The sequence below is a fragment of the Nakamurella sp. UYEF19 genome (genome assembly GCF_040546275.1).
Classification (GTDB): Bacteria; Actinomycetota; Actinomycetes; order Mycobacteriales; family Nakamurellaceae; genus Nakamurella.
The window spans coordinates 637297-648186 of sequence record NZ_JBEPNO010000001.1; the positions used below are offsets into that span (position 1 = coordinate 637297).

At 67.1% G+C, this 10890-nt stretch carries 10 protein-coding genes; 6 read left to right on the forward strand and 4 right to left on the reverse strand.

From position 1 onward, the window contains the following. The first annotated feature begins 5 nt into the window (after positions 1-5). Positions 6-1445, forward strand: coding sequence for a purine-cytosine permease family protein (locus ABIB25_RS03025; RefSeq protein WP_354526913.1), 1440 nt, complete (start codon positions 6-8; stop codon positions 1443-1445). Between the two features lie 91 nt (positions 1446-1536). Here the strand turns inward: ABIB25_RS03025 and ABIB25_RS03030 are convergent, their stop codons facing one another. Then, positions 1537-2037 carry a TIGR04338 family metallohydrolase gene (locus tag ABIB25_RS03030; protein ID WP_354526914.1) on the reverse strand — a complete coding sequence of 167 codons (501 nt, stop codon included), beginning with the start codon at positions 2035-2037 and terminating at the stop codon, positions 1537-1539. Then, on the reverse strand, positions 2034-2873 hold the full coding sequence (locus tag ABIB25_RS03035; protein WP_354526915.1) for a DUF2786 domain-containing protein: 840 nt from the start codon (positions 2871-2873) through the stop codon (positions 2034-2036). Before ABIB25_RS03035 ends, ABIB25_RS03030 begins: the two co-directional genes overlap by 4 nt. Positions 2874-2989: 116 nt before the next feature. Between ABIB25_RS03035 and ABIB25_RS03040 the strand changes: the two genes are divergently transcribed. Then, a complete protein-coding gene (locus ABIB25_RS03040) occupies positions 2990-3313 on the forward strand; it encodes a hypothetical protein (protein WP_354526916.1) in 324 nt (107 codons plus the stop codon). A 63-nt stretch (positions 3314-3376) separates the two neighbouring features. Here the strand turns inward: ABIB25_RS03040 and ABIB25_RS03045 are convergent, their stop codons facing one another. Continuing rightward, complete coding sequence (locus ABIB25_RS03045; protein ID WP_354526917.1) at positions 3377-5068, reverse strand: APC family permease; 1692 nt, start codon at positions 5066-5068, stop codon at positions 3377-3379. 522 nt (positions 5069-5590) lie between these two features. Here ABIB25_RS03045 and ABIB25_RS03050 point away from each other — a divergent pair. The 4 genes from ABIB25_RS03050 to ABIB25_RS03065 all read left to right on the forward strand — a co-directional run bounded on the left by ABIB25_RS03050 (position 5591) and on the right by ABIB25_RS03065 (position 9302). Beyond that, complete coding sequence (locus tag ABIB25_RS03050; RefSeq protein ID WP_354526918.1) at positions 5591-7060, forward strand: carboxylesterase/lipase family protein; 1470 nt, start codon at positions 5591-5593, stop codon at positions 7058-7060. A gap of 204 nt (positions 7061-7264) precedes the next feature. Continuing rightward, a complete protein-coding gene (locus tag ABIB25_RS03055; protein ID WP_354526919.1) occupies positions 7265-7873 on the forward strand; it encodes an SRPBCC family protein in 609 nt (202 codons plus the stop codon). Continuing rightward, positions 7870-8538: a DUF4166 domain-containing protein gene (locus ABIB25_RS03060; RefSeq protein ID WP_354526920.1), complete on the forward strand. Its 669-nt coding sequence runs from the start codon at positions 7870-7872 to the stop codon at positions 8536-8538. Before ABIB25_RS03055 ends, ABIB25_RS03060 begins: the two co-directional genes overlap by 4 nt. Positions 8539-8549: 11 nt before the next feature. Then, the gene (locus ABIB25_RS03065) at positions 8550-9302 is read left to right on the forward strand and encodes an SDR family oxidoreductase (protein WP_354526921.1); all 753 of its coding nucleotides are present in this window, start codon (positions 8550-8552) and stop codon (positions 9300-9302) included. 9 nt (positions 9303-9311) lie between these two features. On the opposite strand, the gene ABIB25_RS03070 is transcribed toward ABIB25_RS03065, so the two are convergent. Next, positions 9312-10577, reverse strand: coding sequence for a multidrug effflux MFS transporter (locus ABIB25_RS03070; RefSeq protein ID WP_354526922.1), 1266 nt, complete (start codon positions 10575-10577; stop codon positions 9312-9314). Positions 10578-10890 lie beyond the last annotated feature (313 nt).

Below are 10890 nucleotides of genomic sequence, written 5' to 3' on the forward strand. Positions count from 1 at the left end.
CTCCCATGTCAGCCTCCCTTGCCGAACCGACCACCGATCGTCATTACGGAGCCCAGGTCGGCGCGGTGGAACCGGGCGGGGCGGAAGGCATCCCGCTCGCCGAACGCCACGGCAAGCCCATCCAGCTGCTGTGGACGTGGACGTCGCCCAACATGGAGTTCGCGACGATCTTCGTCGGGGTCATCAGCGTGCTGTTCTTCGGCCTGACGTTCTGGCAGGCCTTCGCAGCAATCGTCATCGGCACCGGCCTGGGCAGTATCTCCCATGCGGTCCTGTCCAGCTGGGGGCCGAGTTCCGGCTTCTGCCAGATGGTGTTGTCGCGCAGAGCTTTCGGCTTCCTGGGCAACATCCTGCCGGCCGGTCTCAACTCCCTCACCGCGGGCATCGGCTGGTTCGCCGTCAACAGCGTGAGCGGGGCGCTGGCCCTGAGCGCCCTGACGAAGATCACCGGCTGGGTCTGCCTGGTCATCGTCGTCGTCCTGATGCTGGCGATCGCGTACTTCGGGCACAACCTGATCCAGGCCTTCGAGCGGTACGCGTTCCCGGTGCTGACCGTGATCTTCCTGATCGGCGCCGTCGTCATCCTGTCCAAGTCGCACCCGGGACTGGCGGCCATCGTGGCCACGCCCGGCGCATCCCCGACACCGGGCGGGTTCTGGATCGCCTTGGGCGCGACCTTCGGCTATGCCGCCGGATGGAACCCCTACGCGTCGGACTACACCAGGTACCTCGAGCCAGGGACCGGCCGGGCAGCCGGCATCTTCGCCGGTATCGGTGTTTTCCTCTCCTGCACCCTGCTCGAGGTGGTGGGCGCGGCGGCGGTGACCGCCGTCGGTGGCGCCGGCTGGAACTACGTCAACCCGGTCGCCTCCTACACGGGCCTGCTGCCGACCTGGCTGGAGAAGCTCACCCTGCTCGGCATCTGCCTCGGTGCCATTGCCGCCAACGCCTTGAACATCTATTCCAGCGCGCTTTCCTTCACCGCAATGGGGATCAAGCTACCCACGCCCCGGTCACGTGCTGTTGTCGCCGTCGTGATGGGCACGGCCGGCTTCGTCATCGCCCTGATAGGTCTCGACAACATCAACTCCTACGAGAACTTCCTCCTGGTGATCGCCTACTGGATCGGTCCGTGGCTGGGGGTCGTCTTCGCCGACCGCCTGCTGCGTCGGGTCAAGGACCACGAGATGGTCTACATCGACGAGAAGTACCAGAACTGGGCCGGCCCCATCGCCATGCTGGTCGCAGCGGTGGTGTCGATCTGGCTGTTCTCGAACCAGACCCGGTACCTGGGGATCGTCCCGACCCACGTTCCCGATATCGGTGACCTGACCTTCGAGGTCGGCTTCGTGCTGTCGTTCGCCCTGTACGCGTTGCTCTACCGCCCGTTGGCGGGTCCGATCACCCAGGGCGCGGCGGGTACCTCGTACGCCAAGGCGCGCTGATGGCCGGGCACTCCTGGCCCCTTTGCTCGTTGCGTCCTGCAGAGTGCTCGCTATAGCGATCGTTTTGCAGGACGTTGCGTGAAGTGGGGGTTCAGCGGACCCGGACGCCGAGGTCCAGCAGTGTCACCCGGAGCAGGAATCCGGCCTCCTCGCCGACGATCCCGCTGACGAGGTCGATCATTCGGCCGGTGAACTCGGGCCCGTGGGCGACCTCGTCGTCAGGGCCGAGGTGGTGCGAGATCTCGTGCAGCACCACGAGTTCCCGCAGAGCCCAGGCGTCAACGCCCCGGTGCAGCGGTACGGCGATGACGGGTGGCCGACGTTCGTAGTGCGCCCGGCTCTGGCCGGCCCGAGCCCGGACGGCCACGTGTTCACCGGCGCGCGGCCACGCCGTGCGCACCCAGTCCAACGCCAGTACGGCATCGACGTAGATCCGGACCGAGTCCAACGAGGCGAACTTCCGTTCCACCGGGATGGTGAGGTGGGAGCCGACGACCTCGACGATCGGGTAGTCGACGGCACGATCGAAGATTCGCCGGACGAGGGCCTCCGCCTCGTAGACGCGGGCGCGTTGCTGGTCAGGGCCGCTCATCCATTGATGGCCGGCCGGGAACCGCCGATCGCCTGTTCACCGCCGAGCCGTGCTGTGCGACCCGCCCGATCACCGGCCCGGCTGGCGAGCTCGGAGTAGCCCGCGTTCGCCGAGCTGCCGCGCCAGCTCCCGCGCGCAGTCGAGTTGGCCTTGTAGTGATCCTGCAGTTCGACCTCTTTGGCGCGCAGGACGATCTCGACCCCCGTAGCGCCCGATGCGGCTGACGTATCCGCCTCGACCGCCTGCTGCTGGGCCTGCTGCCTGGCCTGCCTGAGCCGAGCGCCGATCCGCGCGGCGAACGACTGCTGGAAGTTGACCCTTGCGGTGGTCGCGTGGACCGGTCGCTCCTGCCACTCCTGCGAGGGGCCTCGCCAGCCCGGCCGCGGACCGTCGACCCGCACCCAGCGCCCGATCGTCTCCTGGGCGTACCGCTTCGACTTGATGTACTCGTCCGACGCCCGCACCATCTGGACCACCAACGAGGAGTACAGGGCCTCCGCTGCGTCGATGTCATTATCGAACCCGTACGCGTAGACCCTCGTCGAGTCGCGGGCGATGTCGCAGGTGACGCTGTTCGCCCGCCCGATCTCCAGGAACAGCTGCACGAAGGTGCGCAACCCACGTCTGCCCTGCTCGCCGATGGTGATGGTCCGCTGCGCCGGCACGGCCCGTTTCTCCTTCGCCGTGCTGTGCGCCCGAGCCATCGCCAGATCGACGGACGACAGGGTGGCCAGCCGCTGGGCCGCCTGGAGGTAGGCATCGGCTTCGTGCTCGTTGTCGGTCGTCTCGGCCTTGCGCAGCAGGCCGGCGATCCTCGTCAGGTACTTGTCGCTCATAGTCCGTCCAGTGTGAACGATGGCACCGACAGTGCCTCCGGACACGGGCCTCCAGACACGGGCCTCCAGACACGGGCTGACGGTCGGCAAGGCCGGCGGGGCCATACGATCGGTCGATGAGATCCCGTCTGTGGGCCGCCGGCACGGTGGCCTGGGTCGCCGCGTTCATCGGCCTCGCCTACATCATCTTCGACCCTGCCCCGTGGTTCGTGGCGATGGTCGCCGTGGCCGGGCTGCTCGCGCTGTTCGCGGCGGTGAAGGGCACGGAAGGGCCGGGACGAATGGCGCTGCTCGTCGCGCTCATCATCCTGGTCGTGTCGGCGCTGCTGGCCGGGTGGAAGGGCGGCCCCGTGATGCTGCCCGCGATCATCAGCTGCATCCTGTCCATCAAGTCGTCGGCCGCGAACCTCGCCTCGCCGACACCGCCCAGGACACGCTGAACTACCGCGGCCGAGGGCCGGTGCGGAGGCACTCCGCACCGGCCCTCGGCCATCGCTCTCAGCTCACTGCATGCCGGAGGGGACCGCCGGTTCGGCCTCCAACACCGCCTTCTCCGCTTCCTCCTCGACGCCGACCGCCTGCTTGACCTCGGCTGTGCTCATCGCGCAGGACACCGCCCAGTAGAAGATCACAAGGGCGAAGGCGATGACCAGCACCAGATCCCACTGGGTGTTGGGGAAGAGGTCGTTCTTGTGGCCATCGCCGTCGGAGCCGTAGTTGCCCCACAGACTGATCAGGGTCAGCCCGAGCATCCACGGACCGATCCAGACGGCCGACCGCAGCTTCAGACGCCCGGCGGTCTCCTTCAGAGCGACCCCGTATCCGTAGAGCATCAGCCCGACCAGCACGGCGATGTCGAGTTTCCAGGTGGTGCCCCAACCGCCCCAGTAGATGAGCAGACTCGAGAATGCGAACGACACCGGCAGGAACACCTTGGGGAACGGCATCTTGTACGGGCGGGTCCGGTTCGGGTCCCGTTTCTTCAATGCAGCAAGGGAGACCGGCGCGAGGGCGTACATGATCGCGGTCGCCCCGGTGACGGCGTTGACCAGGCTCGCCCAACTGCCGAAGCCGACGAAGGAGATGCAGCCGACGATCGCGGCGACCAGGATCGACACCCACGGCACCTTCCTCTTGTCGGTTCTGGACAGGTGGGACGGCAGTTCCTCCTCCTCGCCGAGGGCGTAGGAGATGCGCGCCGTGGTACCGAGGTAGACGATGCCGGTCCCGGCCGGCGAGATGATGGCGTCGATCAGCAACAGCGTGCCGAGCCAACCGGCGCCGACGGCCAGGGCGAGGCTGTACCAGGCGCCCACGCTGCTGGTCCCCCCGGCCGAGCCGAGCGGGTTGTCCCAGTTCTTGGACACGTCGGCCGGGTTCACGCCCAGCAGGAAGGCCAGCTGGAGAGCGATGTACAGGACCGCGCCGATGGCCATCGCCGTGATGATGGCGCGCGAGATGTCCTTGCTGGGATTGCGGGCCTCGCCGGCGAGTTGAACCGCTTGTTCGAACCCTTGCAACGCGAAGACGACGCCGGCCGGAAGTGCTGCGAGTACGCCATGGAATCCGTGCGGCATGAATCCACCGCCGGCGGTCAGGTTGCCCGGATGGAACGACAAAGAGCACACCACCAGGATGGCCAGCAGCGGGATCGCCGTCTTCCAGATCACCACGATCGAGTTGGACTCGGACATGAACTGGGCTCCGGCGAGATTCATCCCGGTGAACAGCGCCATGCCGGCGAAAGCGACCAACTTGCCGAGCCCGTTCAGGTTGCCGGTCGCGTCGAGCATGTTGAAGTGGGCCTGCGTCCACTGCGTGGTGTTGGCGTACTCGATCGCGGCCAGGATCTCGATCGGGGCAATGGCCACCGCCTGCAGCCAGGAGGACCACCCCGCGAAGAATCCCGTGACCGGTCCGTGCGAGAAGTAGGGGAACCGCCCGGTTCCACCTGCGACCGGGTAGGTGGCACCGAGCTCGGCGAAGACCAGGGCGAGAATGGTCAGCATGGCTGCGGCCAGCACCCAGGAGAGAATGGCCGCTGGGCCGGCCGTCTGTGCAGCCGTCAGCGCGCTCAGCAACCAACCGGACCCGATGATCGACCCGAGTGAAACGAACATCAAACCGTAGAACCCGACGTTCCGCTCCAGCTTATCGTTCGAATTATTGTACACCTTGTCGTCGATGCTCGCCACGGTTCCTCCTGGGTGTGAGTTCCTGCAGGTGTGTGCTGCGGTCGGCTGCGGATCGGCGTTGATCTGCGGAGTAGCGACGGGGCCTGGATGGAGATAGTGCATGTCCTGAACAGGTGAGTCAAGGACGCCCGATATTTCATAGGTCCGTGGCGCAACCGGCGTCCCGTTGGTCCGCCCTGTCCATTTGCCCGATCCCGGGCACGGCCAGCTGAGATCGTGATGGCTATTCGTGAACACCCTGCGGCACAACATCTATCGAGCCCGAGTCAAGGGTTTACCATTTCTTGAAGAATGGTCGCCCTGGAACCGGCCCAGATCGGGCTGTCTCGTTTTGCCCCACATGACCAGTTTGGACTTGATTGTGTCGGGAATGTTTCTGACGGGCCGTTCGTGGATCCTGCGGTGATGTGGGTCGGGCCGGGTGCCGGAACGGGCGGGCCTATGGTGAACGGTCCGACCGGCGATCCGTGGACGGCGAACCGAGCAGCGCAGCATGGACAAGGAGAACGGATGGACCCGTTGGTGACAATCACGCAGGGGCAGTTGCGTGGACGCGAGAAGAATGGCGTCAGATCCTTCCTCGGCGTGCCATACGCCGAACCGCCATTCGGTGCGCTCCGGTTCGCCGCACCGCAGCCAGCGTCAGGCTGGGAAGGCGTCCGGGAGGCTCTGGAGTACGGACCCACCGCGCCCAAACCCGGCTATCTACCCCCGACGGACGCCCTCCTGCCGGAGGTGTTCGTCGACGGTCAGGACTGCCTGAACCTCAACGTCTGGACGCCCGAGGGCGCCGACGGACTACCGGTGCTGGTCTGGATCCACGGCGGCGCCTTCGTCAACGGCAGCGGAGCCATCTCCATCTACGACGGCTCGGCCTTCGCCCGCGACGGTGTGGTGTGCGTGACGATCAACTACCGCCTCGGCGTCGACGGTTTCGGATTGATACCGGGAGCACCGCCCAACCGTGGCTCGCTGGATCAGATAGCCGCCCTGACCTGGGTGCGCGACAACGTCGCTGGCTTCGGCGGGGATCCGGCCCAGGTGACGATTGCCGGCGAGTCCGCCGGGGCGATGAGCGTCGCGACCCTGCTGGCTCTGCCACCGGCCAACGGGCTGTTCAGTCGTGCAGTGCTGCAGAGCGGCGCCGGGCACCATGTGCTGACGCCGACGACCGCGGCCGAGGTGATCAACGAAGTCGCGTCGCGGCTCGGCGTGGACGCCACCGTCGAGGCCCTGGGCTCGGTGCCCGTCGACGACCTGATCCGAGTCCAGGCCGACCTCGGCGCCGAGATCGCGGCCCGACCCGATCCCACGCGCTGGCGCGAGATCACCGTGAACGGGATGGCGTTCGAGCCCGTCGTCGACGGACAACTGTTGACCGCACGCCCGATCGACCTGATCGCCGCCGGCGCCTCACGTGATGTAGAGGTGCTCGTCGGGACCAACTCCGACGAGCACGCATTCTTCCTGGTGCCGAGCGGGGTGTCGTCGATGGTGGACGCCTCGTTGCTGCGTGGGGCGCTGTCCCTGCTCGGGACCGACGTCGAGCAGATCGTCGGCACCTACGCGACCGAGCTGCCGGGTGCCACGCCGGGGGAGTTGATGATTGCAGCATTGAGCGACTGGTTCTTCCGGATCCCCGCCATGCGGTTGGCCGAGACGCGCTCTGCTCTCGGCGCTGACACCTACGTCTACGAGTTCGCCTGGGACAGCCCACGATTCGATGGTCGGCTCGGGGCCTGCCACGCATTGGAGATCGCGTTCACCTTCGACAACCTGGACGACCCCAACAGCATCCCGATGGCCGGCGACCACGCACCGCAGGCGCTGGCCGACGGGATGCACCGGGCCTGGGTCGATTTCGTCCGGACCGGCCGTCCCGGCTGGCCCGCTTACGGCGCCGACCGGACCGTCATGCGATTCGATGTGGAGAGCGGGCCGGTACCGGATCCGGGCCGACCGGCGCGCGAACTCTGGTCCGGAGTTCGCTAGGGCGGGCACCGCCAGAATAGCCATTGAACGGTCGTCGGACCGCGCTGCGGTCTAGGCTTCGTGCCGGGCGAGGGTGAGCCGGACGAGGGTGAGCCGGACGAGTTGTCAGCACACGATCGGGCGATGTTGACAAGTCCGCGAGAGTTGGGGGGTTTGACGATGCATGTGGCAGAACCAGCAAGAAGTCCGGTGCGCGGTGGGTGGATGTCGCGTCGACCGATCTACGTCGAGACGGTGATCATGTCCGACCTCGACCGCCTGTGGGAATTGACCCAGAACACCGACCTCCATCCACGATGGGACCTCCGCTTCAGCAGGATCACACCGACCGGCATCACAGAGGACGGTTCTCAAAGGTTTCGCTACGAGTTGCGTGTGCCGCTGCACCGCATCGCAGGCACCGGCATCTCCCTCGGCGAACGCCGTCGTCCGGATGACACACGCACCTCTGCTCTGCGTTTCACCACCCGGGACCGTCTCTCACCGCTGGGTGACGGCCGCGGATACTGGCGCTATGTCCCGACGCCCGACGGTGTCCGGTTCATCACCGGTTACGACTACCGCCCCGGGTGGGGCAGCGCTGCCGACGCGATCGGCATCCGCCGCTTCGTCGGATGGATGACGGCGTGGAGTTTCGATCGGTTGCGGATCTGGGCCGAGACGGGGGAGCCGCCCGAAACCTGGCCCCTCTACTCAGTGCTGGCGTTCTGGCGTCAGGGGCGTCCCCGTGCTTCGCGCTGCCGGCGGGAACCTCTGCGTGGGCAGGCCATGGACGACGCGCCGGCGACGCTCGACAGACTCGAGGCACCATGACCTCCATCTTCGCGCAGGCAATGGGCGCCGATTTCGACCGACTTCACCCCATGCTCCAGCGTCGATTCGGGGTCGGCCTCGAATCCGGCTATGCCTGCGTCGGGACCGGAGTGATGACGTCCGTCCGACGCGGTCCGTGGTGGACCTTGCCGTTTCTCCGTCTCGGAAAGATGCGCAACATCCTGATCGCGGACGTCGGCCGCAACGTACCGTTCGTCATCAAGAACTATCCCTACCGAGATCCGTACGGTAGGGAAACCATCACGTTCACGCGTGAGTACCGCATTCGCAAGAAGCCGAGTCGGTTCGATGCCACGATGATCCTTCACGACGGAGCCTTGGTCGACTATCTCGGTACCCATCAGCATCTCGCCGTCGATCTTGCACTGCAGGTGACAGCCGAGGGTTCGCTGGTGTTGACTTCCCATGGTCATCGCTTCCACGAAGGACCGGTCGGTTTCCGGTTCCCGTTGCTGTTCAGTGGCGAGGCCACCCTACGAGAGAGCTACGACGACGCCGCCGAGGTCTTCCGGGTCTCACTCGAGGTGAGGAATCGCGTCTTCGGCTTTCTCTTCGGATACGACGGCGAATTCCGTTGCGAATTCCCACCGGCCACCGACGCACCGCCCGAACTCAAGCCCGTGCGTCACGAACGCCGCACCTGAGAAGGAGATCCATGCCTGCCGAGCTCGATCAGAAGGTCGCCGTCATCACCGGCGCCGGTAGCGGGATCGGCGCCGCCACCGCACGGCAACTTGCCGCAGCGGGATTCCACGTCGTGGCGGCCGGTCGCCGGCTGGATCGCATCACCGAGGTCGCGAACGAGACCGGCGGCACCGCTTGCCAACTGGACGTCACCGACCGGGACGCCGTGCAGGCGTTCGCCGCCACCCTGGCGCGGGTGGACGTGCTGTTCAACAACGCGGGCGGGGCGTTCGGGGCCGATCCGATTGCGACCGGCAATCCGGACGACTGGGAAGCGATGTTCCAGGTCAACGTGATGGGCACGTTGCACGTCACCCAGGCACTGCTCCCCAAGCTGATCGCCAGCGGCGCAGGGACTGTCGTGGTCATGTCCTCGACCGCCGGTTTCGTGGCCTACGAGGGCGGGGGCGGTTACGTGGCGGCCAAGCACGGCACCCACGCCATTGCCGCGACCTTGCGGCTCGAGCTGTTCGACAAGCCCGTCCGGGTGATCGAGATCGCCCCGGGCATGGTGCGCACCGACGAGTTCACCGTCAACCGGATGCGTGGGGACACCAAGAAGGCCGCCGCCGTCTACCAGGGCGTCGCCGAGCCCCTGACGGCCGACGACGTCGCCGACACCGTCTGCTGGGCAGTGACCCGGCCGCCCCACGTCAACGTCGATCTGCTGGTGCTCCGGCCGCGGGCGCAGGCTGCCCAGCACAAGGTCGACCGGTCCGGCTGAGGCGAGCGGTCAGTGCAGCGCGACAAGACCTTCGGCGTCGGCTGAATTCGTCGCGATGGATCGCGGCCGGACGACGAAGACCAGGACGAGGACCCCGAGGACGGCGGCGCCGAAGATCACCACAGCCATCGTCGCCGCGGTCACCGTGCCGTTGAAGCCGACCAGGGGCGACAGCATCGCGCCGATGCCGAACTGGCACGCACCGAGTAGGGCAGCGGCTGTGCCGGCGCGGGCTCCGTGCGGGGCCAGCGCCAGGGCAGGAACATTCGGCAGGGCAAGGCCGGCCATCGCGAGGGCCACGAACAGCGGGATCAGCAGTCCCCACAGGCCCAGCGCACCGGTGGCGGTGAGCACGACCATGGCCGCCGAGGCGATGGCGCAGACGATCATCGCACCGGCCAGGATCTGCGACGCGGTGAATCTGCGCAACAGTGTGGGGTTCACCTGGCTCGCGCTGATCAGGCCCACCGAGTTGGCCGCGAAGACGAGGCCGAACACGGCAGTGGACATCCCGTACTGCTGTTGCAGGACGAACGACGAGCCGCTGACGTAGCCCAGGATGACGGTCATGGCCAGACCGGCGGCCAGGCAGAGGCCGATGAACTGACGCTCGCCGATCAACGAACCGTAGGACCGGAACGTCCGGGCGATCCCGGCCCGCTGCCGACGCTCCGGCGGGTTGGTCTCCGGCAGGGCGAAGGCGGCCAGCGAGGCCAGGAGGCCGCCGGCGACGGCGAGCACCACGAACAAGCCGTTCCACGACGTGGCCCGGAGCATGAAGCTGCCGATGGTGGGGGCCAGTACCGGCGCCACGCCGGTCACCAGCATCAAGCGCGACATCAGTTTGGCCGCAGGCATTCCCGTGTACAGGTCGCGGATGATGGCCAACGCGACGACGGCGCCGGCGGACGCGCCGATGCCCTGCAGAGTGCGGGCCACGGTCAGCACTTCGATGTCGGGGGCGAACGCGCACAGCACGGACGCCAGCAGGTGCAGGACCAATCCGGCGATCAGCGGCCGACGGCGACCGAAGGCATCGGCCAGCGGACCGACGAGCAGTTGTCCGCCGGCCAGGCCGAGCAGCGAGCCGGTGAGGGTGGCCTGCGCTGCGGCGTCGGTGACGGCGAAGTGACGCGCGATGGTCGGCAGCGCCGGCAGGTACATGTCGATGGTCAGCGGCCCGATGGCCGTCATCGCTCCGAGGATCGCGGCGAGGCGGCCCGGGCGCAGCATGCGCGGCGACGAGATGACGTCGTCCCGAACGGTAGAGGGCACAGCAGAGCTGGTCAGAACGTGGTTCACAGGGGTCCAAGCGGGGAGTGGGTCGTGCCGGGTGGTGGTCGAGGATGTGGCGGGTCGAACGAGGTGGCCCCACGCAGCTCCGGGCGCGGCCACCGTCGCCGCAGCGACTTCTTCTACATCGTTGCAGAACCCCAGATGTTCCGTGATCGCGGCCCAAACCTGCGCGGCAGGTGTGATCTAGAACTCGGGCGGCTTCGGTCGTCCGTGACAGCCGCGTGGAGCGCCTCGTCACGAGACCGACACGTGGGTGCGGTTTGCTGGCGGATGATCATGCCGGCGGGTGATC

What these genes read in the sequence shown, in the direction of transcription:
- ABIB25_RS03055 (WP_354526919.1), top strand. Translation starts at nt 7,265, where the DNA reads ATGTCGCGTCGACCGATCTACGTCGAGACGGTGATCATGTCCGACCTC.
- ABIB25_RS03030 (WP_354526914.1), bottom strand. Translation starts at nt 2,037, where the DNA reads ATGAGCGGCCCTGACCAGCAACGCGCCCGCGTCTACGAGGCGGAGGCC.
- ABIB25_RS03035 (WP_354526915.1), bottom strand. Translation starts at nt 2,873, where the DNA reads ATGAGCGACAAGTACCTGACGAGGATCGCCGGCCTGCTGCGCAAGGCC.
- ABIB25_RS03060 (WP_354526920.1), top strand. Translation starts at nt 7,870, where the DNA reads ATGACCTCCATCTTCGCGCAGGCAATGGGCGCCGATTTCGACCGACTT.
- ABIB25_RS03040 (WP_354526916.1), top strand. Translation starts at nt 2,990, where the DNA reads ATGAGATCCCGTCTGTGGGCCGCCGGCACGGTGGCCTGGGTCGCCGCG.
- ABIB25_RS03065 (WP_354526921.1), top strand. Translation starts at nt 8,550, where the DNA reads ATGCCTGCCGAGCTCGATCAGAAGGTCGCCGTCATCACCGGCGCCGGT.
- ABIB25_RS03025 (WP_354526913.1), top strand. Translation starts at nt 6, where the DNA reads ATGTCAGCCTCCCTTGCCGAACCGACCACCGATCGTCATTACGGAGCC.